Source organism: Actinophytocola sp. (assembly GCF_049647105.1).
Taxonomy (GTDB): Bacteria; Actinomycetota; Actinomycetes; order Mycobacteriales; family Pseudonocardiaceae; genus Actinophytocola.
Genome location: NZ_JBARWZ010000328.1, coordinates 37,293 through 61,725 on the forward strand (window position 1 = coordinate 37,293; position 24,433 = coordinate 61,725).

A 24,433-nucleotide genomic window follows, 5' to 3' on the forward strand; every position below is an offset into this window, starting at 1 on the left:
GCACAATGACGACACAGCCCAAGAAACGCAGGGCACGCACCAAGCTCCGGCGCCGCGTCGCGGGGCTGCTGGCGCTGGGGATCGCGCTGATGGGCGTCGGCGCGCTGTACAGCGTGCTGGTCCCGGAGCCGCAGACCGCGCAGGCACAGCAGGACCCGGTCATCGTGCGCGAGGGCGCGAAGGTCTACAGCAACACGTGCATCAGCTGCCACGGCTCGAACCTCGAAGGTGTGAAGGACCGCGGCCCGAGCCTCATCGGCATCGGCGAGGCCAGCGTGTACTTCCAGACCTCGACGGGCCGCATGCCTGCCGCCTCCCAGGGCGCGCAGATCCCCGACAAGCCCCGCGTGCTCACGCCGCAGGAGGTCGACGCGGTCGCGGCCTACGTCCAGGCCAACGGCGGCGGCGTGGAGATGCCGGAGGGACGGGGCGACGCGCTGGTCGGGGAGGATCCCGCCCGAGGCGGCGAGCTGTTCCGGTTCAACTGCGCGTCCTGCCACAACTTCACCGGCCGTGGCGGTGCGCTGTCGTCCGGCAAGGAGGCACCGGCCCTGGACGGCGTCACGTCGGAGGAGATGTACGCGGCCATGCTGTCCGGCCCGCAGAACATGCCTCGTTTCTCCGAGCGCCAGCTGTCGCCGGAGGAGAAGAAGGACATCATCGCTTACGTCAAGTCGGTGACGGACGGCAACAACAACCCCGGTGGTAGCCCGATCGGCGGTCTCGGCCCGCAGTCGGAGGGGTTCATCGCGTTCGTCGTGGGGATCGTCGCCCTCCTTGGCATCACGTTGTGGATCGGGGCTAAAGCATGAGCACGGACAAGCCTGAGGACCTGCCGAGCGAGGAGGAGCTCGCGCAGATGTCCCGGGACGAGCTGGTCAAGCTCGGGAGCAAGCTCGACGGCGTCGAGCTGGTGGAGTACCCGGACCCGTGGCCGGTCAAGGGCACCCGCGCGGAGAAGCGGGCCGAGCGCATGGTCGCGTTCTGGTTCGTGCTCGCGGGTCTGGCCGGGCTCGCGTTCGTCGTCACCTTCATCTGGTGGCCCGCGAGGTACGTGGCCCCCGATGACGACGGGTACGTCATGTACTCGCTGTACACGCCGGTCATCGGCGTCACCCTGGGTCTCGCGATCCTCGGCATCGGCATCGGCGTGCTGAACTACACGCGGAAGTTCGTCCCGCACGAGATCGCGGTCCAGGACCGGCACGACGGTGGCTCCGCCGAGCTGGACAAGGCGACCATCCTCGCCAACCTGGCCGACGCGGGCAACCGCAGCACCATCGCCCGCCGTCCGATGATCAAGCGGTCGCTGGGGTTCGGTGGCGGCGTGCTGGGGCTCGCGCTCACCGCGCTGCCGCTGGGCAGCCTCCTGCGCAACCCGCACGCGCAGTCCGACAACAAGGACGGCCTGCTGCACACCCCGTGGCAGCACACCGAAAAGGGCGAAAAGGTCTTCCTGCGCCGCGTCACGGGCAACAACGACGAGGTGTCCCTGGTACGGCCGGAGGACATGGACGCTGGCGCCATGGAGACGGTGTTCCCGTACCGCGAGGGCGACACCCACGAGGAGTGGGTCAAGCTCCTCAAGCGCGGTGACAGCCCCGTGATGCTGATCCGCCTGCGGCCCGCCGACGCGGCCCGGGTGATCAAGCACGAGGGCCAGGAGGACTTCAACTACGGCGACTACTACGCCTACACGAAGATCTGCAGCCACGTCGGCTGCCCCACCTCCCTGTTCGAGCAGCGCAGCAACCGCATCCTCTGCCCGTGCCACCAGTCCCAGTTCGACGCGCTGCAGTACGCCAAGCCGGTGTTCGGCCCGGCCACCAGGAAGCTGGCGCAGCTGCCGATCGCGCTGGACGAGGAGACCGGCTACTTCATCTCGACCGGTGACTTCATCGAGCCGATCGGACCCGCATACTGGGAGCGGAAGTCATGAGCAGAGCTTGCGGAGCGAATCATCTGACACAGGGCGACCGCGAGCGGCTCCCCGGAGCCTGCGAGGGGGAGTCATGAGCGGAATTACTTCGCCGACGAAGCCCGACAACGTGGTCATGCGCGCGGCCGGTGGTGCGGCCAAGTGGGCCGACGACCGGTACCACCTGTCGCGCGGCATGCGTAAGCAGCTGAACAAGGTCTTCCCGACCCACTGGTCGTTCCTGCTCGGCGAGATCGCGCTGTACAGCTTCATCGTGCTGCTGCTCTCCGGCACGTACCTTGCGCTGTTCTTCGACCCGTCGATGGCCGAGGTCACCTACCAGGGCTCGTTCGCGAACCTGCGTGGCCTCGAGATGTCCAGGGCGTACGAGTCGACGCTGTACATCACGTTCGACGTGCGCGGCGGCCTGTTCGTGCGCCAGGTGCACCACTGGTCGGCGCTGCTGTTCATGCTGTCGCTGACGATCCACATGTTCCGCACGTTCTTCACCGGCGCGTTCCGCAGGCCGCGTGAGGTCAACTGGGTCATCGGCGTCCTGATCTTCCTGCTCGGCTGCTTCGAGGGCCTCGCGGGCTACTCGCTGCCGGACGACCTGCTCTCCGGCGCGGGCCTGCGCATCACCTCGGGTCTGACGATGTCGATCCCGGTGATCGGCACCTGGGCGAACTGGCTGCTGTTCGGCAGCGAGTTCCCCGGCACGGAGATCATCCCCAGGCTCTACACGCTGCACATCCTGCTGGTCCCGGGCATCCTGCTCGCGCTGATCGGTGTGCACGTCGGCCTGGTCTGGTACCAGAAGCACACGCAGTTCCCCGGTGTGCGGCGCAAGGAGACCAACGTCGTCGGCGTCCGCATCATGCCGACGTTCGCGCTCAAGGCCGGCGGCTTCACGGCCGTCGTCATCGGCATCACCGCGCTGCTCGGCGGTCTGTTCCAGATCAACCCGGTGTGGAACTTCGGACCGTTCTCCCCCGCGCAGGTCTCGGCGGGCACCGTGCCCGACTGGTACATGGGCTGGACCGATGGCCTCGTCCGGCTGTGGCCTGCGTGGGAGGTCTACATCGGGAACTACACGATCCCGGCGGCGTTCTTCCCGTTCATGATGGGCCTGCCTCTGCTGGGCGGGGTGGCGCTGGTCTATCCGTGGATCGAGAAGAAGTTCACCAAGGACCTCGCGCACCACAACCTGCTGCAGCGGCCGCGTGACGTGCCCGTCCGCACCAGCCTCGGTGTCATGGCGATCACCTTCTTCATGGTGTCGCTGCTGTCCGCCGCGAACGACGTGCTCGCCGAGAAGTTCGACATCTCGCTGAACGCGACGACGTGGATGGGCCGCATCGGGTTGCTGCTGCTGCCGCCGCTGGCGTACGCCATCACGTACCGCCTGTGCCTCGGCCTGCAGCGGTCCGACCGGATGGTGCTGGAGCACGGTGTCGAGACCGGCATCATCAAGCGGCTGCCGCACGGCGAGTTCATCGAGGTCCACCAGCCGCTCGCCGGCGTGGACGAGCACGGCCACCCGATCCCGCTCGAGTACCAGGGCACGTCGGTGCCGAAGAAGATGAACAAGCTCGGCTCGGCCGGTGAGCCGGTCGCCGGGTCGTTGCTGCGGCCGGACCCGCCGGAGGAAACGGCGGCGCTGGCCAAGGCACGCGCGGCCCAGCACGGCCACGGCGCCGAATTGGAGTCCGGTTCCGGTGAGACGGAGACGGGCACCGAGGTCGCGAAGACCCAGGACGACCCCTCCAAGAAGATTTGAGGTTAGTCACCCGGCCGATGGCGGCCGCCGCACTCATCGCGGCGGCCGCCATCGCCGTTGCCGGGTGCGGCGGCACACCGCCCCCGCCGGCATCGCCTCCGCCGAGCGAGGACTGCCCCCTTCCCGACGCGGGGTTCGACTGCGACTTCCAGCGCAGGATCGCGGCGGTGCAGGACTACCTGACGAGTCGCCCCGGCACGACCGGCATCGTGCTCCACGACCAGCAGACCGGCGCCGTGTGGCGCAACGACCACGCAGGCGACCCGACGTGGACCGCGTCCACGATCAAGCTGGCGATGGTCGTCGACCTGTTCACCCGCGACCACGCAGGCGAGATCACCCTCACCGACGACGACCGAGGGCTGATCAGGTCGATGCTGCACTCATCGAACGACCACGCGGCGGACACGCTGTGGCACCGCTACTCGGGCGACGACCACACGACGTTCAACGAACGCTTCTCCGCGTACGGGATGACGTCGCTGGTGCCACAGAAGGGCTACACGGACGTCTTCCCGTACTGGGGGTTCCAGAAGTGCACCCCGGAGGATCTGGACCGGCTGATCCACTATGTGCTGACCGATCTCCCCGAGGCCGACCGTTCCTACATTCTCGGTGAGATGCGGGAAGTGGCGCAGAACCAGCAGTGGGGGGTGTGGGGCGCCGGGGCCGCTGCCGCGCCGGGGAACAAGAACGGGTGGTCCGACGAGGACGGTGGCTGGGTCATGAACTCGGTCGGGGTCGTCGGTCCCGGGGAGCGGTACACCCTGGCGGAGATGAACAACCTTCGAGGTGAAGGCGGATACGACGCAGGCAGGGAAACGGTCACGCACGTGGCGAAGCTCTTGTTCGCTGGGCGGTTTTAGGCTTTCGGAGTGAGTGGTCCATTCACGCTGGTTTGCCGACCGGTTTTGTCGGTGCTGCCGTCTACGCTGGATTTCGGGGGGCCGCGGCCGTGCCTGGGTGTTTTTGCAGGTTTGGCAAACCGGCGAGGCAAAACGCAACCGGTGGATCCAGGCTCAGCGCGCTGAAGGGCGCCTTCATTTCGTTGCTTGCCCCGTTGCGCTGAGGGTGCGTTTGTGCGTTGGGACGGGGTGGTTGTGGCTGTCAGCGGTAGAAGGGCAGCCTCGGGTCCTGTTCTTGCTGCTTCCACGTTTCGCGGATCCAGCCGTGTGCGGGGTCGTCGCTGATCAGCCACGTTCGTTCGGTGCCTGGGCCTGCCATGACGTTCAGGTAGTAGAGGTCGTAGCCCGGGGTGGCCATCGACGGGCCGTGCCAGCCGTGGGGGATGAGCACCACGTCGTCGGTGCGGACCTCTTCCAGGATGTCGATCGGGCGGGTTGGGGTGCCGTACACGCGCTGGTATGCCATGCCGCCGTCCGCGACCTCGAAGTAGTAGATCTCCTCCAGTTCGCACTCGCCCGCACGTGCCTCGTCGTGTTTGTGCGGGGGGTACGACGACCAGTTGCCGCCTGGGGTGAGGACCTCGCACGCGATCAGTTTGTTCGCCTCGAAGGCTTCCGGGGTGCAGAAGTTGTTGACCTGCCTGCTGCAACTGCCCGCGCCGCGTAGCTCCACCGGGGTGTTCGCCGCCGGTACGTACCTCACCGGCAGGCGTTTCTCGCAGACGGCGGACGGGAAGGCGATCTTCGCGGGTTTCTGGGCCGTGACCACCGCGGTGCAGTCGCGGGGTAGGTACACGAAGTCCGTTTTCGCCGTGAAGACCGACTCGCGGCCCGTCAGCTCGTACCGCTCGTCCCCGACGGTCACCGTGCAGCCGCCCGAGAGTGGCAGCACCAGCGTCTCCGACTCGCCCGTGGTCAGCTCCAGTGGCTCCGTGACCGTGACGACCTTCAGCCCGCTGTACGTCCAGCCCGCCGACGCCGGGGTCACCTCCACGCCCGTCACAACAGCCCCGCCGCGGTGTCCACGGCACGCACCACGTCGCCGTCCGGTGGGTACAGCAGCGACCTGCCCACGACCAGTCCCCGCACCGGCGGTGGCCGCAGCGCGCGTGACCAGCGTTCGTACGTCGCGTCCTGGTCGGCGGCCACCTCGCCGCCCAGCAGCAGGGTCGGCAGGGTCGTCGCCGACAGCACCTCTGCCATGTCATCACCCCCGTCGCCGATCACCGGCACCTTCAGCCACGTGTACGCGGACGTCGTGCCCAGGCCCGACGCCACCGCCATCGCCGTGGTCGCCGCGTTCACCGACAGGTCGTTGCGTACCTTGCCGTCCACCCTCGTGGAGATGAACGGTTCGACCATGGCGATCAGATGCTCGTCCGCCAGCGCACTCACCGCGTCCGCGCAGGCCGCCAGTGTCGGGGCGCTGCGGTCGTCGGAGTAGTCGATGCGGAGCAGCATCTTGCCGCCGTCGAACCGTGAGCGGACGAGTGAGCGCGCGTCATAGCCGGTGAACCGGTCGTCGATCTCGAAGTCCGCGCCCGCGAGGCCGCCTCTGTTCATCGACCCGAACACGCTTCTGTCGTGCAGTACGCCCAGCAACAGCAGGTCTTCCAGGATGTCCGCGGTGCCCAGCACGCCGGTGACGCCAGGCCGTGCCAATGCCACGCACAGGCGCATCAGCAGGTCCGCCCTGTCGGCCATCGCGAGAGGGTCGGCGCCTGCCCGCAACGAGCCGCGTGCCGGGTGGTCCGCCGCGATGACCAGCGCTTTTCCCGTCTCGCCCAGCACGGACTCGCGGCGGGTGCGGGCCTGCGCCAGCTCCCCGACGTGCTCCGGGTGGCGGGCCCGCGTCTCCGTGATCTCACGCAGCGCGGACTCCAGCGCTTCGGTCGTCGGCCACTCAGCCGGCATCCAGGACCGCCTCCACCTCGTCGATCGTGGGCATCGCCGCCGAACAGGACAGCCGGGACGCCACGATGGCGCCCGCCGCGTTCGCGAACCGCATCGTGCGCTCGGTGTCCCAGCCGGACAGCAGGCCATGGCACAGGGCGCCGCCGAACGCGTCACCCGCGCCGAGGCCGTTCACGACCTCGACCGGGTGCGGCGGCACCTCGACGGCGCCCGTGTCGTCCACCGCAAGCACGCCCTTCGGCCCCTGCTTCACCACCGCGAGCCGGACTCCCTTGTCCCGTAAGGCGTTCGCGGCCTCCACCGGGTCGCGGGTGGCGACCGCGGTGTCGCACTCGTCGAGGTTGCCGACCGTCACCGTCACGTGTTCGAGCGCCTGGCGCACCCACCCGCGCGCCGACTCGCGGGAGGTCCAGAACACCGGGCGGTAGTCCAGGTCCAGCACGGTGATCGCCGCCGGGTCGCGGGCACGCAGTGCGGCCAGCGTCGCGGAGCGGCTCGGCTCCTCGCACAGCCCGGTCACCGTCACCCACAGGATCTTCGCCGCACGGACCACGTCCAGGTCCAGTTCGTGCTCATGGATCACCAGATCGGGTGCCTTCGGCAAGCGGTAGAAGTAGATGGGGAAGTCGTCCGGCGGGAAGATCTCGCAGAACGTGACCGGGGTTGCCAGGTCCGGCACGTCGGTGACATAGCGGTCGTCGACGCCGAAGTCGCGCAGCGCGCGGTGCAGGTACTCGCCGAACGGGTCCGCGCCCGTCCTGCTGACCAGCGCGGTTCGGTGCCCGTACCGCGCGACGGCGACCGCCACGTTGGCCGCGGTGCCGCCGAGGTACTTGGCGAAGGTCTCGACGTCGGCGAGCCCGACCCCGGTCTGCTGCGGGTAGATGTCCACCCCGAGCCGGCCCATCGCGATCACGTCGAACGGGTCACCCACTCGCCACCTCCATGCTGCGTGCCGCCTCGGCCCTGGTCAGCCAGCCGCGCCAGCTCGCGGCCGCCAGTGCGGGCTCGGTCCACGGCTGTGAGCATCGAACCATCCTGGTGCCCGGCCGATCCAGCCATCGCAGCACCAACGCCACCTCTTCCGCTGGTGCGCCACGCAACGGCCCCTCGCCGGGCAGCACGGTTTCGGCCGACGCCGCCAGCGCGTCCACCACCGGCATCGGCGGCACCCCGCGCCGCGCCACCCCCGCCGACGCCAGCCTGCCGTGCCGCACGATCGCGAACTCCCAGCCGCGGTCGCCGTCCGGCCTGGCCGCGATCAGCTCCGGCACCTCGGCGAGCGCGGCCAGCCGTTGCCCCCGGTCCAGTGCGCGGACCAGCACGCTCAGCCGGTCCCGGTCGACCCCCGCCTGCTCGAACCGCTCGGCCGCCGAATGCGTCCGTAGCCGCTGTTCCAGCACGCGCAGCGGGTCCAGCAGCCTGCCCGCCACCAGCGACACGAACGACCACGTGGACGGCGCGTACTCCTCGACGGTCTGCCTGCCCGCGCACGGTGCCTGGCAGCGGCGCAGCTCCGCCAGCACACAGGGGGCCGCGGAGGCCCGCTGTGCCGGGATCCGCACCGTGCACGGCCGGAGGCCGGTCGCGTCCTGCAGCGCCACCATCGCGTCCTCGGCCAGCCCCCGCGACCGGAACGGGCCGAGCGCGCCGCCGCGTGGTGTCCGCACCAGCGACAGACGCGGGAACGCCTCGTCGGTGAGGGTCAGCCACCACGCCTGCTTCGGGTTCTTCGACCGCCGGTTGTAGGCGGGCTTGTGTGCCGACAGCAGGCGCAGTTCCCGGACCTGCGCCTCGAGCGAGTGCGCGCACTCGACGTGGTCCACCCGCACCGCGAGCGCCACCATCTCCCGCAGCCTGCGGCGGGTCTCGCTGGCCGTGAAGTACTGCCGCACCCGCCTGCGCAGGTCGCTCGCCGTGCCGACGTACAGGACCTCCTCGCCCGGCCCTCGGAACAGGTAGACCCCCGGCGTGGACGGCAGGTGCGCCGCCATGGACCGCTTGCGCCGCTGTTCCGGCGTCACGTCCGGGATGTAGTCGTGCAGCTCCTCCAGTGTCTGCACACCGATCGACCCGACCCGTTCCAGCAACGAGTGGAAGACGTCGACGGTGGCGCGGGCGTCCGCGAGCGCGCGGTGGTTGGGCTTGGTCGACGCGCCTAAGAGCTCCGCCAGCGCGGACAGCCGGCAGCTCGGGGCCTCCTCTCTGGTCAGCACCCGCCTGGCGAGCTGCACCGTGCACACGACGGCCGGCTTCGGCCAGCGGTAGCCGTGCCGCTCGCAGGCCTTGCGCACGAAGTTGGTGTCGAACCCGGCGTTGTGCGCCACCAGCACCGCGCCGTTGATGAACTCCATGAACGCAGGCAGCACCGCGTCGAGGCGCGGCGCCGTGTACACCATCGCGTTGGTGATGCCGGTCAGCGAGACCACCTCGGGCGGGATGCCACGGCCGGGGTCGACCAGCGTGGCGAACTCGCCGAGTATCTCGCCGCCGCGGACCTTCACCGCGCCGAACTCGGTGATGGTGTCCTCGTCGCTGACCCCGGTGGTCTCGAGGTCGAACACGACGAAGGTGGTGGCCCGCAGTGGCGTGCCCAGCTCGTCGAACGCGAGCTGGCCGCCGACCCCCGGTTTCGTCATGCCGGCAAGTTAGAACAGAGCACCGACAAAAGCCGGTCGGTGGCCTCACGACCAGCGGACTAACCTATTGGGATGGCGCCGTCGATCCAGCCGGTAGATCCGGTCGAACCGGTGGACTCACCGTCCGGCGAACCGGACAGTGAGTCCACTGTGGACTGGGGTGCGTTACCGGACGCCGTGCGTTCCAGGGTCGCGGAGCTGGGCGCCGACGCGCTCGGCGCGCTGCCCAAGGTCGATGTGCCACAACAGCTGCGCGCGGTCGCCAAGTTCACCCCGGCCAAGCGGGCCAGGCTGGGTGCCGGCGCGATCGTCGCGAGCCTGCGGGACTCGGTCGCGTTCCGCACCGCGGTCGTCGAGTGGTGCCGGGAGCACCGGCCCGCCGTGCTCGACATGGCCGGTGACGACCCGGCCGCCGTCGCCGCCGCCGCGGTGCTGCTGAGCGCGGACAACGCGCCCCACTACCTGGAACTGGTGTCGCGCCGCGCGTCCGACGCGAGCCTGCGCTCCCAGCGGGACGCCGCGGTCGTCCGCGCCGAGAAGGCCGAGACCGAGCTGGCGAAGGTGCGTGCCGAGCTCGACGCCGTGCAGGGTGCCGTGGACCGGGTCCGCGCGGAGGGCGAGGCCGAGCTGGAACGGCTCCGCAAACGCCTGCGTGAACAGGGCGTGCGGGTGCGCAACGCCAAGGACGAGGCCGAGAACGCGGCAGGCGAGATCGAGCGGATCCGCGCCGAGGCGCGGGCGCAGGTCGCGGCGCTCACCGAGCAGCGCGACCGCGAACGGGAACGGGCGGAGGCCGGACGGGCCCACGCGGAGCGGGCCGAGGCGGACGCCGAGATCGCCAGGCAGTCCGCGCGTGAGGCCAGACAGGCGGACGAGGTCCGGCTCGCCTTGCTCGTCGACACGCTCGACGGCGCGGTCACGGGCCTGCGCCGGGAGCTGGCACTGGGTGGCTCCGGGCCGCGCCCCGCCGACCTGGTGCGGGGCGCGACGGAGGCGCACGGGTCGGTCGGCCGTGTCGAGGACCCGGCCGCGCTGGAGCGACTGCTGGCGCTGCCGTCCGTGCACCTGGTGGTCGACGGCTACAACGTCACCAAGACCGGCTACCCCGAACTGTCGCTCTCCGACCAGCGGGAACGCCTGATCCGCCAGCTCGCCGCGCTCGCCGCGCGGACGTCGGCCGAGGTGACGCTCGTGTTCGACGGTGCCGGCGTGGTCGCGGTGCCGACGACCGCGCCCCGGGGGGTGCGGGTCCTGTTCTCCGACCCCGGCGTGCTGGCCGACGACGTGATCCGGGCGCTGGTCACGGCCGAGCCGGAGGGGCGCCCGGTGGTCGTGGTGACCTCCGACCGCGCGGTCGCCGACTCGGTGCGGCGGCGTGGCGCGCACCCCGTTCCGTCAGCTGTTCTGCTGGCCCGTCTCGGACGGAGCTGAACTGTCGGTGCCCGGGTCTAGGTTCGCGGCATGACAACACTGGAGAACCGGCCGGGCACCGCGTTGATCGTCATCGACGTGCAGAACAACGTGGTCGCGCGGGTGCACGAGCGCGACACGGTGGTCGCGACCATCGCGGGCCTGGTGGAGAAGGCGCGGCAGGAGAAGGTCCCCGTGGTCTGGGTTCAGCACTCCAGCGACGAGATGCCGCAGGGCAGCGACGGCTGGAAGTACGTCCCGGAGCTGGTCCCCGGCGACACGGAGCCGCTGGTGGCGAAGGCCTACGGGGACGCGTTCGAGGACACGAAGCTCGAGTCCGTGCTCGCGGACCTGAAGGTGGGCAGGCTCGTCGTCACCGGCGCGCAGACGGACGCGTGCATCCGCTCGACGCTGCACGGCGCGCTGACCAGGGGCTACGACACGATCCTGGTCAGCGACGCGCACACGACGGAGGACCTGACGAAGTGGGGTGCGCCGCTGCCCGCCCAGGTCATCTCGCACACGAACCTGTACTGGACCCACCAGGAGGCACCTGGGCGGGAAACCGGGACGGTCACCGCGGAGGAGGTCGACTTCGCTTCCTAGGTCCAGGTCCCGAACTCCCAGTGCCACGGCTCCTCCCGGCCGCGGCCGGGCCACGCCCATTCCGGGTTGACCCAGCCGAACGACGGCGCGGTGGCGCGGAGCCACGCGTACTGCGCCGAGCCGAACGACTGCGCGCCGCCGCACAGGTCCAGTGCAAGACCCCAGCCGTGGTTGCTGGTGCTCGGCACGGCCGCGAGCGCCGGTTTCCGCGCGTACAGCCGGACCTGCGCGTCGAAGGTGCGGTAGGAGTCGGTCACGCACATCGGCGTGCCGAACGTGGTGGCGTACGCCTGGTTCAGCGCGTCGAACGCGGCCGCGGCGTCGCAGCGCAGCAGGTGCGCGCCGACGCCGAGAGGGCACAGGGCGGTCGGGGGGATGAACCCGTTGGGATAGCCGCCCCACACGCCCGACGGCACGGACACGCCGCCACAGCGCCACGGGAGGCCGCCGTCGGTCGCCTCTGGGACGGGCCGCGGCGCGACCTGCGCGAGCGCGGGGCGGGCGAAGCCGAGCGTGTCGGCAGGCAGATCGGTGACCACGACGCCGGCGAGGCGGGCGTCCGCGGCCAGCATGGTGCGCTCGTCCAGCACGATGCCAACGCCCTGCACGCCGTACCGCTTCGGCCCGACGAACACGAGGTCGCCGGGGTGCGGCGTGGTGACGGGTGCGAGCACCGCGTACTGGTCGGCGACCCCGGCGGGCACCGCGGCTCCGTAGGCGGCGCGGACCAGGCCGTCGCACGAGTAGGCCGTGGGGCCCGCGCCGTCCGGCACGTATGGCTTGCCCAGCACGTCGACGGCGTGGGTGACGGCCGCGATCGTTTCGGCGGGCAGCACGAGTAGCCGATCACCGGACGGCAGCGTCCGCTCCGCGACGCCGGGTTCCGACAACGGGGTCAGGCCGGCGGGGTAGTGACCAGGATCACGTAGGCGCGCGGCTGGCGGTGGCGTGATGCCTGCCGCCGCGAGTCTGCCGAGGTACGCACGCCAGTTGTCGGCCGTGGTCCGGTTGCGTTGCCGCTGGGCCTTCTGCTGCGCGACGACCGCCGCGTTCGTGTCGGTCACGACCCCGCGCAGCTCCGAGGACACCGCGGCGGCCCGGTCACTCGCGTCCGCGTCGCGCCGGTCCAGGTCGGCCTTGCGGCGCCCGGCCGCGCCCTCCGCCGCCTCGGCGGCGTCCTCGGCGGCCGAGGCGACGGTCTGCCTGCGCACCGCGCCCGCGAGGCGTACGTCCTGGTCGGTGCGCAGGCGGTCGAGCAGGCCGGTGCCGTCGAGGAACTCCGATGGGTCGTCCGCGGACAGCAGTGCGCGCAGCTCGGCCGGCTGCGCGAGGGTCTCGAAGACGGTCGCAGAGTATGTGTCGACCTCGGCCTGCTGTGCCGCCACGACCTGGTCGGCGGCCGCGCGTTCGGCCCGTGCCGCGTCGGCGGCGTCGTTCGCGGTCCGCAGCTCCCGCTCCGCGACGTGGATCTGATCCGCGAGGCCCGCCAGTTCGCGTTGCACGTCGGACGCGGTCCGCTGCAGACGTGCCACCTCGGGGGCGGCGAACGCCTCACCGGGCCGGGGGTCCGCCGCCGGGTCGCCTGGCGGGCCTGGCTCGGCGGGCGGCGCGGTGAGCAGCGCGGCGGCCAGCACCAGTCCCACTGCCAAACGCACGCGGTGCCTTCCGGTCGACAGAACCCTCATCGCGTACAACGCGCCTTGGGTAGACGGGGATGCGGAGTTTCCGGTTCACCGTATTTCCCCGCTTTCTGTGGGTGGCACGCGGCCGTCGATGAAGTGTGGAAGCCGACTCCGACCTGGGCGAACTCCGAAATTGTCGGTGGTGTCGCATAGCGTCGCCGGTATGACGAACGACAAGCGATCGGAGCTCGGCATGATCATCGACTGCGACAGCTGCGTGGTTCGCGGGCTGGCCTGCGGGGACTGTGTCGTCAGTGTGTTGCTCGGTGTGCCGCCGAATGTGGAAATCGATGCGCTGGAGCAACGGGCGATAGATACGCTCGGTCGCGCCGGCATCGTCCCGAGGCTGCGCCTGGAACCCGTCGATCGATCCGCGTGACCAAAATGTGCCACACGTGAGACCGAACATGCCGGTCGATGAGCGGTCGGCAGACGTCGCTGAGCGGCTTGGCCGAGTTACCGCAAGCCGGTGAACAGTGGTGTTGTCGTCATCACACAGTGAAGTTGGGACTGCTCCGTTGGTGTTCGTGGCGGTCTGACCCACTTTTTTCGGCGGCCCAGGTAGACGCATCGACTCACGTTTCGTAACCTGTCCGAGATCTCGCGGCCGACAGTGGCACACCCCGAGGCCGCTACGCGGGATCGCCGCCGAAATCAGCCTTGTCGAGAGGCTGGACCGGATTCCCCCACGGTGGGTGGGGCATCGACGATGGACCGTCGCTGTTGCGGCAGTTCCTTGTCACCAGCGTCACCCGGTCGGCGGTTCGGATGTAAGGGAGACACGCGCGACGTGGCGTCGCAAAGAACCAAGCGCGCAATCCGTGCCGGGTTGAGTGTCACCGCCGCAGCGGCGCTGCTCACTTCTGTTCCCGGACCAGCTCTCGCGCTTCCCCTCGCTTATCAGCAGCCCCCGCCCCCGAACAGTGAGTCGGAAGCTCTCGCCCAGTACGAGAAGCTGACGTCGCAGGTCGAGCAGGTGAACGAGGACCTGCTGGCCGCGAAGACCGACCTGGACAAGAAGAACGCCGCGTTGGCCCAGGCCACCCAGGACCTCGCCGCGGCCAAGGCCGCGCAGGACCAGGCCGCCGCCGACGAGGAGGCATTCCGTGGCCAGGTCGACAACCTGACCAGCGCGTCCTTCCAGGGCGCCCGGTTCAACAAGCTGTCGGCTCTGCTCACCGGTTCCTCGGCGGACGACTTCCTCGAGCGCGCGTCCGCGCTCGGTGTCCTCGCGTCGGACAACGAAGAGGCGCTTTCGAAGCTCACCTCTGCGGTCAACATGGCCGAGGACGGGCGGAACAAGGCCGCCGACGCCCAGAAGCGTGCGGCGGACGCCTCTGCCGCCGCGAAGGCGCTGACCGACAAGGTCACCAAGACCCGCGACGATCTGAACGCGCAGATCGAGCAGGTCGAGGACCTGTACGCCGACTTGTCGGGCGCCGACAAGGACGCGCTGATGGGAGAGAGCGACAACAGCGTCTACCTGGGCGGGCCCGGTGTGGGTGGCGAAGCCGCCAGGCAGGCCATGACCCAGCGCGGCGACATGTACCTGTGGGGTGCCGAGGGCCCGGACCGTTACGACTGCTCGGGTCTGACCCTGTGGGCGTACGGGCAGGTCGGCATCAGCCTTCCGCACTCCAGCCGTGCGCAGTACGGGTACGGCAAGTCGGTGCCTCAGGGCCAGTGGGTGGCCGGTGACCTGCTGTTCTACGGCAGCAGCGCGGGCTCGATCCACCACGTCGCCATGTACATCGGCGACGGCCTGCTGGTGCACGCCTCCACCTCCGGTACCCCGGTCAAGGTCGACGACGCCCCCTACGGCGGCGGCAAGGACTACCTGGGCGCCAGGCGGATCGCGGGCTGACGTCATCACGATCGAATACCTCGGGACCGGCGCGTTCGCGTCGGTCCCGAGGTGTCTGTGCACCTAACATGCTTCCTGTGCAGCGCAGGGCGAGAGTGCGGACGTGGCTCGGCGCGGCGGTGGCCGTCGCCGTGCTCGCGGGTCTCGTGCTCGTGGCGTTCCCCGGCACCGAGCAGCGGGCAGGCACGTCGGGCGGGCCTGGCAGGCCGATGGGGGCGGTCAGCCCCGCGCCACCGGTCGACCACGCGGACGACAGTCGCACCGACGCCGTCACCGGCCTGCTGAACCGCCGTGCGAAGGCCCTGGTGGACCGCGACGAGCAGGCGTTCCTCGCCACGCTCGACCCGCGCGCGGACGACGCGTTCGTCAGCACCCAGCGCAGGCTGTTCCAGAACGTTGCCGGTGTGCCGTTCGACGAGTGGAGCTACCGGCTGCACCCCGACGAGGTGTTCGACGTCACCGGCCTGCCGGACCGGTTCACCTCCTCGCCGTCCGACGAGCTGTGGGCGCCCAAGGTGGACCTGCGGTACGCCCTGCGTGGCGGCGACGTCATCCCGACGGAACGGGCCATGGGCTACCTGTTCGCCCGGCACGGCGGCGACTGGTACCTGCGGTCCGACACCGCCCTCGACAGCCAGGGCAGGCGCACGTGGCGCGGCCCGTGGGACTTCGGGCCGTGCGTGGTCACCGCCACCGAGTACGGCATCGTGCTGAGCCACCCCGGCAGCCAGCCGATGGTGGACCGGCTGATCCGCGAGCTGGACCCGTCCGTGCGTGCGGTCAGCGAGCTGTGGCCGACGCGGTGGTCGCGGCGGGTCGTGATGATTCTGCCGGACTCGGCGGGGGAGATGCGTGCGCTGGTCGGACCGGACTTCCCGGTCGAGTCGGTGGTCGCCGTCGCGGTCGCGGACCGGGTGGACAACAAGACCCGCTCGGTCGCGGGTCAGCGGGTGGTGCTGAGCCCGACCGGGGTGCGCAGCCTGTCGATCGCGTCGCTGCGGGTCGTGCTGCGCCACGAGATCACCCACCTCGCGGCCCGCGCGGACACCGTCGACGGCTCGCCGACCTGGCTGCTGGAGGGTTTCGCGGACTACGTCGGCTACCGCGACAGCGGTGTCACGCTCGCCGAAGGCGCTCCTGACCTGGCCAAACAGGTCCGCGATGACGATCCGCCCGCCGCGTTGCCCGAGGACAGGGCGTTCCGCTCGAGTGGCTCCGACCTCGACCTGGCCTACCAGCAGAGCTGGTCACTGGCCCGCTACGTCGCCGACGCCTACGGCGAGAAATCGCTGATCGAGATGTACCGCGAGCTGGCGGCCGCGGGCGCGGTGTCGGCCACGGAGACCGACCGGATGCTGCGCGACGTGCTCGGCGTGACCCGCGCGGAGCTGGTGCATGGCTGGCGGTCATATCTCAGGAAGGCGCTCCAGTAGGGTTCCGGGGTGTCCCGGACCCTGGTGGTGACCAACGACTTCCCGCCGCGCAATGGCGGTATCCAGTCCTATCTGCACGCCCTCGCGACGCGGCTGCCGGAGGACGACCTCGTCGTCTACGCCCCGGCGTGGGAAGGCGCCCGCGAGTTCGACGCGGCGCAGCCGTTCCCGGTCGTGCGGCATTCGTCGAGTCTCATGCTGCCGGTGCCGGACGTGGCGAAGCGGGCCAGGGAGATCCTGCGGGCCGAGGACTGCGACACCGTGTGGTTCGGCGCGGCCGCCCCCCTGGCACTGCTCGCGCCGACGCTGCGGAAGGCGGGTGCGGAGCGGGTGATCGCGAGCACCCACGGCCACGAGGTGGGCTGGTCGATGCTGCCAGGCGCCCGTCAGGCACTGCGCAGGATCGGGTCGACGACCGATGTCGTGACGTTCGTCAGCAAGTACACGCGGTCCCGGTTCGCGGCGGCGTTCGGACGGATGGCGGCGCTCGAGCACCTGCCATCCGGCGTGGACACCGAGCAGTTCCGCCCGGACTTCGCCGCGCGCAAGGAGATCCGCACCCGCTACGGACTCGGCGACCGGCCGACGGCGGTATGCGTGTCCCGGCTGTGGCCGCGCAAGGGGCAGGACATGCTGATCCGCGCGCTGCCCGCGATCCGGCGCCGGGTGCCGGAGGCGGCGCTGCTGTTGGTCGGCGGCGGCCCGTACGAGGACCGGCTGCGGGCGCTCGCCACCCAGCTGGACGTGGCGGAGCACGTGATCGTCACCGGGCGGGTGCCGTGGGAGGAGCTGCCCGCGCACTACGTGGCGGGTGACGTGTTCGCGATGCCGTGCCGCACGCACGGGCGCGGCCTGGACGTCGAGGGCCTCGGCATCGTGTACCTGGAGGCGTCCGCGTCCGGGCTGCCGGTGGTGGCAGGCGACTCGGGCGGCGCGCCGGAGACGGTGCTGGACGGGGTGACCGGCAACGTGGTCGACGGTCGCGACCTGCCGGACATCGCGAAGAAGATCGGCGACCTGCTCGCCGATCCGACGTTGGCGACGGAGATGGGCGAAGCGGGCCGCCGGTGGGTGTCCCGCCACTGGCGCTGGGAGGACATCGCCCGCCGGCTGACCCGCCTGCTCGACGGCTCCGCGTTCTGAGCTACCTCACCGCACGGCCCACGTCTCCACGGTCGAGAAGTCGTCTTCGACCGCGGGCCTCGGTCGCACGGGCGCCGGCCTGACGGGCTCCGGCTTCACCGGCTCCGGCAGCACCAGCGCACGCAGCTCGGCGGCCAGGTCGTCGCCCGCCACGGGTGCCAGGATCTCGATGCCCGTGTTCAGCGCCGCAGCGGACGCCTCCTGGACGAGGCGGAAGATCTCCGCCGCGAGCGGGCCGGGGCCGGCCGCCAGCGCGTGGGGTTCGAGCGCGAGCGCGACCAGGCGGCCTTCCAGGTTCACGGTGGCCGTGATGCCGTCGCCTGTCGCGGTCGCCGTGATCGCGCTCAGGCGGTCGAAGATCTCGGGTGCCGCTTCGCTGCTCAGCTCGATCAGCTCGTCCACGCTGTAGGCGTCGTAGTTCACTGCGCCCGCCAGGTGTCCGGGACCGTCGACTCGGCCTGCTCGGTGAGCGACGCGGACTGTGTGAGGCCCAGCGCCGACACGTCCACGCCGGTCAGGGCCGCACGCAGCGCGTGCTTCGTGCGCTGGTTCGCCTGTGCGGTCGCCAGCGTGATCGCCTCGACGACCGTGCAGGCCAGCGCCGTGGCCCCCTGGTCCACGGCCTGTTGCGACAGCGTGAGGCCCGCCAGCGCGCCACCGGGGAGGACCTCCGCCGTCACACCGCGCAGCGTCGCCGCGCCCTTGATCTCACTCACTTGGGGTGCACCCCTCCGTAGAAGGTCGAGCTGGACAAGGTGTGCGTCACGCGCCGCACCTGGTCGGATGAGTTGCCCTCGATCAGGGTGACCTGGTTGCCGTCCACTTTCTCGACGATCCCGATGTGCGTGCTCGTCTGCGGGCTCTGCGGCCCGGTGCCGAACAGCAGCACATCACCCGGCCTCGCATGGTCGAGGCTGTTCTTGCCGTACGCGAGGCCGCGATCCTGGCCCCACTCGTAGACGTCGCCGGTGAACGGAAGGATCCCGATGTCAACCCCTGATTTCTGCCAGACCCACGTGGCGTAGTTGGCGCACCACGGGCCGGTCGGGCCGTACTTGTTCCTGTTGCCCGCACCCTCGTGGTAGCCGAGCTGGCTGCGGGCGCGGTCGACCACCCTCTTGCCGACCGCGCCGCCGCCCTTGCCGCCGCTCTTGCCATCACCCTTGCCGCCGTTGCCCGCCGGGTGCTTCTTCTTCCGGTTCCCCGGGTCCGCGAAGCCGTCGTGCTCGACGCGGCGCTCCAGCTTGCGCAGGTCCTCCGCCGCGTCCTTCATCTCGCCCTGGACGGCACGCAGGTGCTTGACCGACTCGTTCGTGTACGTCCGCACCAGGTCCACGACCTGGCCGACCGCACGCAGCAGCGCCGCCCGCTGCCCCGCGCCCTGCACGGCCCGCGCACTGTCGAGGATCGCGGCGGCCCTGGTCGTGTACTCGTCGACGAGGTGCGCGACCGCGCGGTGGTTGGTGTCCAGCGACGACGCCGTGGCCGCGACGATCGACGCGCCCTTCGCCGACGACGCCGCCGTCACGTCGAGGGCCTTGGACATCGTGCGGGACTTGCGGTCGAAGCCCGCCGCGGCCTTGCCCTCCCAATGGCTGGTGGCGGTCGCCGCGGTCGACTTGTGGTCCGCGTGATGGCGCTCGACCGCACGCGCGGTCGCCTCGAGCGCCGCCTGCGCCCGGTGCGCGTCCTCCGCCTTGCCTGCCAGCTTGTTGCGGTGCGCGACGAGCTGCCCCGCCACCTTCCGCGCGATCACCTGCGAGTCCATGTGCCCACGATCCGGCGTGCCGTGCACCGGTGGAAGTGCCGGTGCACGGACAGGCACACGCGCTACTCGGGCAGTGCTGTTCCCAGCGCGCGGACGTCGATGCCGATGCCGAGGAAGAAGCTCACCCGCTGCTTGTCGAGGGGGTCGCCGGAGGTCAGCGCCGCGAAGCAGCGGCCGCCGAACGCGGCACGCAGCTTCGGGTACACGACCCTGCCCGCCACCGCGTGCTGGAGCCGCAGCGCGAGCGAAACGGACCCGCCCCGCGCGCCGTAGGAGATGGCCACCGACTCGGCGGTGTCGAACACGAACATGTTGCCCTCGGCGTAGGCCTTCGCGCGGGCCGTCTCGTGGAAGCGGCCGAACAACTCCGCGTCGGCGACGATCACCCGGGGGCGGAACACGCCGAGGTCGGTGAACAGGTCCTCGGAGTCGGGGGCGTGGCCGAGCGTGGTGCGCGTGTACACGCAGGCCAGCGTGATCAGCCTGGTCGGCAGGTCCGCGAGCGGCGCGAGCACCAGCAGCGAGTTACCCGCCCGCAGCAGCGCCGGGTGGGTCGCGATCGTCGCGCGCACCTCCGCCAGCAGCTCACCGTGCGTCAGCTCGACCCGCTTCGGGTGGTCACCGGGCGGGTACACGAGCGTCGCGATGTCGTCGGCCCGCACGGCCAGCCTGCGCTCGTGCGCGCGGTCGTCGAAGATCGGCGTGCCGAGCGCGGTCAGCTCGTCGACCGCGGAGGGCACCTCATCGTCGCCATCGTGCACTCCGACGTCGAGCTGCCACACCCAGGCGATCTCGGGCAGCCGGTCGACCACGTGCCGGACCGTCTCGCGGTGCTCAGCGGTCTCCACGACCACCGCGCAGGCGCCGGAGTCCGACAGGATCCACTCGACCTCGGAGTGCGTGGCGGTCGGGTCGATCGGCACCGTCGGGCAGCCCACCGACCAGCACGCGAAGTCGAACAACGACCACTCGTACCTGGTCGCGGAGAAGATCGCGACCCGGTCGCCAGGACGCAGCCCGGCGGCGATCATGCCCTTCGCCAGCTCGAGCACCTGCGTGGCGAACTCGCGGGTGGTCACGTCCGCCCACGAGCCCGCGTCGCGGCGGCGGAAGCCGATGGTGGCGCCGAACCGGTCCGCGTTCGCCCAGACCATGTCGGTCAGGCTCTCGGTTCCGGTCCCCGTGCCGGTCGCGCTGTCGGTCACACCAGGCAAACTAGCGTGCCGGGTCGAGAAGCCTGTCCGCAGGCCGTGACATGCTGCACACGTGCCCGCTGTTGACGTGATCGACGAGACCTTCCTCGCCGTGCCGCCGGACACCGTGGCGGCCGCGTTCGCCGATCCGCGTGCCTGGCGCCGGTTCTGGCCCGACCTCGACCTCGAGGTGTACGCCGACCGCGGCGCGCAGGGTCTGCGGTGGACGGTGCGTGGTGCGCTGGTCGGCACGATGGAGGTGTGGCTGGAGCCCGTGCTGGACGGCACGGTCCTGCACTACTTCCTGCGCGCCGACTTCCCGCCGAGCGTGCCCGGCCGTGCGCTGAAGGAGATCGCCCGCCGCCAGCGCGCGGCGAAGGCGGTCGCGCTGGACCTCAAGTTCGTGCTGGAGGACGGCAGACGTCCCGGCGTACCGCCCGCATAGTCTCCTACCCATGCGGGTTCACGTGGTTTCGGACGTGCACGGCAACGCCGAGGCACTCGCGCGTGCCGGCGACGGCGCGGACGCGCTCATCGTGCTCGGCGACCTGATCGACTTCGTCGACTACCACGACCACGGCGGCGGCATCCTCGGCTCGGTGTTCGGCGCCGAGAAGGTCGCCGAGTTCGCGCGGCTGCGGCGGGAGCGGCCTGCCGAGCTGCCCGCGTTCAGCCGGGCGCTGTGGGCCGGGCTCGGTGACCCGCAGGAGGTCGTCGGCGACGCGGTGCGTGCCCAGTACACCCGTCTGTTCGCCGCGATGACCGCGCCGACCTACGCCACGCCGGGCAACGTCGACACGCCCGGCCTGTGGCCCGAGTTCGCCGGTGACAACGTGCACATTCTCGACGGCGAGGTGGCCGAGATCGGCGGGCTGCGGTTCGGGTTCGTCGGCGGCGCGCTGCTCCCGCCCGGGATCACCGCCCGCAGGCCAGGGGTCTTCCGGCCGTACCTGCGCACCGAGGAGGACTTCGCGGACGGGGTCGCGCGCCTGTCCGACGTGGATGTGATGTGCACGCACATCCCGCCGGACGTGCCGGAACTGACCTACGACGTGGTGGCGCGGCGGTCCGAGCTGGGCTCCCCTTCGCTGCTGGACCTGATCATGAAGCAGCAGCCGAGGTGGGCCGTGTACGGCCATGTGCACCAGCCGCTCACACCCCGCATGCGCGTCGCCTACACGGAGTGCGCGAACGTCGGGCACTTCCAGCGCACCCAGCGGCCCTACGTGCTGCGCTGGTGAGGCCTACGCTCGGGTAGCCTCCCCGGCATGGCCGACGAGTCCACCCAGTCCATCGTGGTCGACGCACCACCGCAGGACATCATGGCGGTGATCGCCGACTTCCCGGCGTACCCGGAATGGGCCAACGCCATGAAGAAGGCCGAGGTCCTCGACGAGTACGAGGACGGCAAGGCACGTGAGGTGCGGTTCACGCTCGACGCGGGACCGTTCAAGGACGTGTACTCCCTGGCATACGAGTGGGCGGCCGATGGCCTCTGCGTCGACTGGCACCTGGTGAAGGGCCAGATGCAGAAGGCGCAGAAGGGCCAGTACCTGCTCACCCCGGAGGGAGACAAGACGAAGGTCACCTACACCCTGTCGGTGCAGCTGGTCGTGCCGATGATCGGCCTCTTCCGCCGCAAGGCAGAAAAGGTGATCATGGACACCGCGCTGATGGAGCTGAAGCGCCGGGTAGAGGGCGCATAGCCGAATGCGATGAACGACCGACCGGTGCGGCTCATCCTGTTCACCGGCAAGGGAGGTGTCGGCAAGACCACCCTTGCCGCGGCGACGGCCGCCCGTCTCGCGGTCGGCGGGCACAAGGTGCTCGTCGCCTCCGCCGACTCCGCGCACTCGCTCGGTGACGTGTTCGGTGTCCAGGTCGGCCCCGAACCGTCCGAAGTGGACACCTGTCTGTACGCCGCGCACGTCGACCCGCGCGGGCTCGTCGACCGGTCGTGGCAGTCGATCCGCAAGGAGCTGCACGGCGCGCTGTCCGGGCTCGGACTGTCCGATCTGGACGCCGCGGAACTGACCGTGCTGCCCGGCGTCGACGAGCTCCTCGCGCTGAGCGAGGTGGCACGGCTCGCGTCGGAGGGGCGGTGGGAGGTCGTGGTCGTCGACTGCGGGCCGACCGCGGAGACCCTGCGGTTGCTCGCGTTGCCGGAAGCCGTCGGCGGCTACCTTGAGCGGGTCTCGCTCGGCAGCCACGTCGCGCGCCTCGCCACGCACCTGGACCGGTTGCGGGACCTGCTGGTCGACCCGGCGCGGACGTCCGTGCGGCTGGTGCTGACGCCCGAGCGGCTGGTGGTCGCCGAGACGCGGCGGACGCTCGCCGCGTTGGCACTGCGGGGAATCCGCGTCGACGCGTTGATCGCGAACCGGCTCGTGCCGCCCGCCAAGCGGTGGCGGGGACCGGCCGCGAACTGGCTGCGCACCCGGCGCGCGGAACAGGACATCGTGCTGTCCGAACTGGACTCATCGACCACGCTGCCCGTCCGGCGGGTGGTGTACCGCGCGACGGAACCCGTTGGAGTGAACGCGTTGTCGGCGCTCGCGGACGACCTCTACGGTACCGACGATCCACTCGCGACCACCGGACCGTACGCCGCGCCACTGCTGTCGATCGCGACCGTCGACGGCGGTTACGAGCTGACCGTCGCGCTGCCGCTCACCGAGTCCTCCGATGTGGACCTCGCACGGGTCAGGGACGACCTGGCGGTCACCGTGGACGGGGTGCGGCGGCTCGTCGCGCTTCCGGTGCTGCTGCGCAGGCACACTGTGACCGACGCGGTGACCGGGCCGAACGGGCTGGTGCTGCGCTTCGAGGCAGGAGAACCCGCGTGAGTGCTGATCCGGGAAGCCGTCTGGTCGAGGAGCTGCGGCTCCTCGCCGACGCGGTCGCCGACCGGGCCGGTCCGTGGCTCGACCGGGTCGCGGCCGACGGGTCGGGAGGTGCCACGTGCGCGTGGTGCCCGCTGTGCGCGGCGGTCTCCGTGGTGCGGGGGGACCCGAACGAGTTGGCCGCCCGTGGCCTCGACGCCGCGGCCGATCTGGTCGCCCTGCTGCGTGCGGTGCTGGCGGACCGATGGGAGCCCGGGGTGTCGCACATGCCCGGTTTCACGCCATCGTCGCACTCGTCGTCGACGTCGGTGAAGGTGCAGCACATCCCGGTCCGGCGGGAGCCTCGTTGAGGGCCAAGACGACGATCGGGGTGGACATCGGGGGGACGAGCGTGCGGGCCGGGGTGGTGGACCGGCACGGCAACGTCCTCGACACCGCGCGTGCGCCGACCCCGGCGGGTGAGGCCGCGCTGGAGGACGCGATCGTGTCGGCGGTGACCGGGCTGCTCGGCGGCAGGCACCGGGTGACCGGCGTCGGTCTCGCGGTGGCCGGTTTCGTGACCACCGATCGACGGTCGGTGATGTTCGCGCCGCACCTGGCGTGGCGCAACGCGCCCGTGGGTGACCGCATCTCGAAGCGGCTCGGGCTGCCGGTGGTGCTGGAACACGACGCGAACGCGGCCGTCCTGGGTGAGCACCGGTTCGGCGCCGCCCGCGGTGCCGGGGTCGTGCTGCTGGTCGCGATCGGCACCGGCATCGGCGGCGGTCTGCTGTTGAACGGTGAGCTGTTCCGCGGCGCGCACGGGGTGGCGCCGGAACTCGGTCATCTGCGGCTCGTGCCTGGTGGGCGCGCGTGCCCGTGCGGCAAGCAGGGTTGCTGGGAGCGCTACTGCAGCGGCACGGCGCTGTCGACGACGGTGATCGAACTGCTGGCCAGGCACCCGGGCCGGTCGACGCTCCTGCTGCGGGACTCGGAGGACGCGCGGGCGATCACGGGCAGGAAGGTGGCGTCGGCAGCGCGCGAGGGTGATCCGCTGGCTCAGCGTGCGATGTCCGAACTGGCCCGCTGGCTGGGCGAGGGCCTCGCACTGGCGGCCGACATCTACGACCCGGAGGTCGTCGTGATCGCGGGCGGCGTCTCGGAGTCGGCCCCCCTGTTCCTCGACGACGCCCGCGACCACTACAAAAAGATGATCACCGGCGCCGGCTACCGCCCCCTGGCCCGCATCCGCACCGCCCAACTAGGCGACGACGCAGCCCTGGTAGGCGCAGCAGCCCTAGCCGCAGAAAACTGCTAACCCCCACCCCCCACCCCACCCCACCCCGCGAGTCCACG

25 protein-coding genes are annotated in these 24,433 nt (G+C 70.8%); 16 read left to right on the top strand and 9 right to left on the bottom strand.

Annotated elements, in window-relative coordinates; all coding sequences use genetic code 11:
* Positions 1–5 precede the first annotated feature (5 nt).
* The 4 genes from WBA97_RS40260 (at position 6) to WBA97_RS40275 (ending at position 4,564) form a co-directional block, all read left to right on the top strand.
* Positions 6–812, top strand: a complete 807-nt coding sequence (locus WBA97_RS40260) for a c-type cytochrome (RefSeq protein ID WP_424236539.1) — start codon at positions 6–8, stop codon at positions 810–812.
* Positions 809–1,939: a ubiquinol-cytochrome c reductase iron-sulfur subunit gene (locus tag WBA97_RS40265; RefSeq protein ID WP_424236541.1), complete on the top strand. Its 1,131-nt coding sequence runs from the start codon at positions 809–811 to the stop codon at positions 1,937–1,939. The genes WBA97_RS40260 and WBA97_RS40265 overlap by 4 nt, the downstream gene beginning before the upstream one ends.
* A gap of 73 nt (positions 1,940–2,012) precedes the next feature.
* Positions 2,013–3,698, top strand: a complete 1,686-nt coding sequence (locus WBA97_RS40270; RefSeq protein ID WP_424236543.1) for a cytochrome b — start codon at positions 2,013–2,015, stop codon at positions 3,696–3,698.
* A 17-nt stretch (positions 3,699–3,715) separates the two neighbouring features.
* Positions 3,716–4,564 (top strand): tat pathway signal sequence, encoded by an 849-nt coding sequence (locus tag WBA97_RS40275; RefSeq protein ID WP_424236545.1) that lies wholly within the window; start codon positions 3,716–3,718, stop codon positions 4,562–4,564.
* A 241-nt stretch (positions 4,565–4,805) separates the two neighbouring features.
* Here the strand turns inward: WBA97_RS40275 and iolB are convergent, their stop codons facing one another.
* Genes iolB through WBA97_RS40295 form a run of 4 tightly spaced genes read right to left on the bottom strand, consistent with a single transcriptional unit; the run spans position 4,806 to position 9,156 of the window.
* Positions 4,806–5,597, bottom strand: coding sequence for a 5-deoxy-glucuronate isomerase (iolB, locus tag WBA97_RS40280; RefSeq protein WP_424236547.1), 792 nt, complete (start codon positions 5,595–5,597; stop codon positions 4,806–4,808).
* Positions 5,598–5,602: 5 nt separating this feature from the next.
* A complete protein-coding gene (locus WBA97_RS40285; protein WP_424236549.1) occupies positions 5,603–6,517 on the bottom strand; it encodes a Cgl0159 family (beta/alpha)8-fold protein in 915 nt (304 codons plus the stop codon).
* Positions 6,507–7,451 carry a 5-dehydro-2-deoxygluconokinase gene (iolC, locus tag WBA97_RS40290; protein ID WP_424236551.1) on the bottom strand — a complete coding sequence of 315 codons (945 nt, stop codon included), beginning with the start codon at positions 7,449–7,451 and terminating at the stop codon, positions 6,507–6,509. The genes WBA97_RS40285 and iolC overlap by 11 nt, the downstream gene beginning before the upstream one ends.
* A complete protein-coding gene (locus WBA97_RS40295; RefSeq protein WP_424236553.1) occupies positions 7,444–9,156 on the bottom strand; it encodes a DEDD exonuclease domain-containing protein in 1,713 nt (570 codons plus the stop codon). The genes iolC and WBA97_RS40295 overlap by 8 nt, the downstream gene beginning before the upstream one ends.
* Before the next feature lie 72 nt (positions 9,157–9,228).
* Here WBA97_RS40295 and WBA97_RS40300 point away from each other — a divergent pair, with 72 nt between their 5' ends.
* Complete coding sequence (locus WBA97_RS40300) at positions 9,229–10,587, top strand: NYN domain-containing protein (RefSeq protein WP_424236555.1); 1,359 nt, start codon at positions 9,229–9,231, stop codon at positions 10,585–10,587.
* 30 nt (positions 10,588–10,617) lie between these two features.
* Positions 10,618–11,172 carry an isochorismatase family protein gene (locus WBA97_RS40305; protein ID WP_424236557.1) on the top strand — a complete coding sequence of 185 codons (555 nt, stop codon included), beginning with the start codon at positions 10,618–10,620 and terminating at the stop codon, positions 11,170–11,172.
* Here WBA97_RS40305 and WBA97_RS40310 read toward each other — a convergent pair.
* Positions 11,169–12,827 carry a D-alanyl-D-alanine carboxypeptidase family protein gene (locus tag WBA97_RS40310; protein WP_424236559.1) on the bottom strand — a complete coding sequence of 553 codons (1,659 nt, stop codon included), beginning with the start codon at positions 12,825–12,827 and terminating at the stop codon, positions 11,169–11,171. The two genes, WBA97_RS40305 and WBA97_RS40310, sit on opposite strands and share 4 nt — an antisense overlap.
* A 190-nt stretch (positions 12,828–13,017) precedes the next feature.
* On the opposite strand from WBA97_RS40310, the gene WBA97_RS40315 reads away from it, so the two are divergent.
* From WBA97_RS40315 to WBA97_RS40330, 4 genes are all read left to right on the top strand, one after another.
* Complete coding sequence (locus tag WBA97_RS40315; protein WP_424236561.1) at positions 13,018–13,233, top strand: hypothetical protein; 216 nt, start codon at positions 13,018–13,020, stop codon at positions 13,231–13,233.
* A 411-nt stretch (positions 13,234–13,644) separates the two neighbouring features.
* Positions 13,645–14,718 (top strand): C40 family peptidase, encoded by a 1,074-nt coding sequence (locus WBA97_RS40320; protein ID WP_424236563.1) that lies wholly within the window; start codon positions 13,645–13,647, stop codon positions 14,716–14,718.
* Between the two features lie 77 nt (positions 14,719–14,795).
* On the top strand, positions 14,796–16,151 hold the full coding sequence (locus WBA97_RS40325) for a hypothetical protein (protein WP_424236565.1): 1,356 nt from the start codon (positions 14,796–14,798) through the stop codon (positions 16,149–16,151).
* 9 nt (positions 16,152–16,160) lie between these two features.
* Positions 16,161–17,294, top strand: a complete 1,134-nt coding sequence (locus WBA97_RS40330) for a glycosyltransferase family 4 protein (protein ID WP_424236567.1) — start codon at positions 16,161–16,163, stop codon at positions 17,292–17,294.
* 6 nt (positions 17,295–17,300) lie between these two features.
* Here the strand turns inward: WBA97_RS40330 and WBA97_RS40335 are convergent, their stop codons facing one another.
* From WBA97_RS40335 to WBA97_RS40350, 4 genes are all read right to left on the bottom strand, one after another.
* Positions 17,301–17,717 carry a hypothetical protein gene (locus tag WBA97_RS40335; protein WP_424236569.1) on the bottom strand — a complete coding sequence of 139 codons (417 nt, stop codon included), beginning with the start codon at positions 17,715–17,717 and terminating at the stop codon, positions 17,301–17,303.
* On the bottom strand, positions 17,714–18,010 hold the full coding sequence (locus WBA97_RS40340; protein WP_424236571.1) for a YbaB/EbfC family DNA-binding protein: 297 nt from the start codon (positions 18,008–18,010) through the stop codon (positions 17,714–17,716). The genes WBA97_RS40335 and WBA97_RS40340 overlap by 4 nt, the downstream gene beginning before the upstream one ends.
* On the bottom strand, positions 18,007–19,062 hold the full coding sequence (locus WBA97_RS40345) for a CHAP domain-containing protein (protein WP_424236573.1): 1,056 nt from the start codon (positions 19,060–19,062) through the stop codon (positions 18,007–18,009). Before WBA97_RS40345 ends, WBA97_RS40340 begins: the two co-directional genes overlap by 4 nt.
* 62 nt (positions 19,063–19,124) lie before the next feature.
* Positions 19,125–20,267, bottom strand: a complete 1,143-nt coding sequence (locus WBA97_RS40350) for an AMP-binding protein (RefSeq protein ID WP_424236575.1) — start codon at positions 20,265–20,267, stop codon at positions 19,125–19,127.
* A gap of 61 nt (positions 20,268–20,328) precedes the next feature.
* Here WBA97_RS40350 and WBA97_RS40355 point away from each other — a divergent pair, with 61 nt between their 5' ends.
* From WBA97_RS40355 to WBA97_RS40380, 6 genes are read left to right on the top strand one after another with little or no spacing between them, the layout of a single operon-like run.
* Entirely contained in the window at positions 20,329–20,700 is a 372-nt protein-coding gene (locus tag WBA97_RS40355) for a polyketide cyclase / dehydrase and lipid transport (protein ID WP_424236577.1), read from the top strand.
* A 10-nt stretch (positions 20,701–20,710) separates the two neighbouring features.
* On the top strand, positions 20,711–21,496 hold the full coding sequence (locus WBA97_RS40360) for a metallophosphoesterase family protein (protein WP_424236579.1): 786 nt from the start codon (positions 20,711–20,713) through the stop codon (positions 21,494–21,496).
* 27 nt (positions 21,497–21,523) lie between these two features.
* Entirely contained in the window at positions 21,524–21,961 is a 438-nt protein-coding gene (locus WBA97_RS40365; protein WP_424236581.1) for an SRPBCC family protein, read from the top strand.
* A 24-nt stretch (positions 21,962–21,985) separates the two neighbouring features.
* On the top strand, positions 21,986–23,101 hold the full coding sequence (locus WBA97_RS40370; RefSeq protein ID WP_424236612.1) for an ArsA family ATPase: 1,116 nt from the start codon (positions 21,986–21,988) through the stop codon (positions 23,099–23,101).
* On the top strand, positions 23,098–23,448 hold the full coding sequence (locus WBA97_RS40375; RefSeq protein WP_424236583.1) for a hypothetical protein: 351 nt from the start codon (positions 23,098–23,100) through the stop codon (positions 23,446–23,448). The genes WBA97_RS40370 and WBA97_RS40375 overlap by 4 nt, the downstream gene beginning before the upstream one ends.
* Entirely contained in the window at positions 23,445–24,395 is a 951-nt protein-coding gene (locus WBA97_RS40380) for an ROK family glucokinase (RefSeq protein WP_424236585.1), read from the top strand. The genes WBA97_RS40375 and WBA97_RS40380 overlap by 4 nt, the downstream gene beginning before the upstream one ends.
* The last annotated feature ends 38 nt before the right edge of the window (positions 24,396–24,433 follow it).

Excerpts from the sequence above, each read along its gene's own strand:
- WBA97_RS40285 (WP_424236549.1), bottom strand. The coding sequence starts at position 6,517 with ATGCCGGCTGAGTGGCCGACGACCGAAGCGCTGGAGTCCGCGCTGCGT.
- WBA97_RS40305 (WP_424236557.1), top strand. The coding sequence starts at position 10,618 with ATGACAACACTGGAGAACCGGCCGGGCACCGCGTTGATCGTCATCGAC.
- WBA97_RS40360 (WP_424236579.1), top strand. The coding sequence starts at position 20,711 with ATGCGGGTTCACGTGGTTTCGGACGTGCACGGCAACGCCGAGGCACTC.
- WBA97_RS40270 (WP_424236543.1), top strand. The coding sequence starts at position 2,013 with ATGAGCGGAATTACTTCGCCGACGAAGCCCGACAACGTGGTCATGCGC.
- WBA97_RS40265 (WP_424236541.1), top strand. The coding sequence starts at position 809 with ATGAGCACGGACAAGCCTGAGGACCTGCCGAGCGAGGAGGAGCTCGCG.
- WBA97_RS40365 (WP_424236581.1), top strand. The coding sequence starts at position 21,524 with ATGGCCGACGAGTCCACCCAGTCCATCGTGGTCGACGCACCACCGCAG.
- WBA97_RS40300 (WP_424236555.1), top strand. The coding sequence starts at position 9,229 with ATGGCGCCGTCGATCCAGCCGGTAGATCCGGTCGAACCGGTGGACTCA.
- WBA97_RS40345 (WP_424236573.1), bottom strand. The coding sequence starts at position 19,062 with ATGGACTCGCAGGTGATCGCGCGGAAGGTGGCGGGGCAGCTCGTCGCG.
- WBA97_RS40295 (WP_424236553.1), bottom strand. The coding sequence starts at position 9,156 with ATGACGAAACCGGGGGTCGGCGGCCAGCTCGCGTTCGACGAGCTGGGC.
- WBA97_RS40275 (WP_424236545.1), top strand. The coding sequence starts at position 3,716 with ATGGCGGCCGCCGCACTCATCGCGGCGGCCGCCATCGCCGTTGCCGGG.
- WBA97_RS40315 (WP_424236561.1), top strand. The coding sequence starts at position 13,018 with ATGACGAACGACAAGCGATCGGAGCTCGGCATGATCATCGACTGCGAC.
- WBA97_RS40260 (WP_424236539.1), top strand. The coding sequence starts at position 6 with ATGACGACACAGCCCAAGAAACGCAGGGCACGCACCAAGCTCCGGCGC.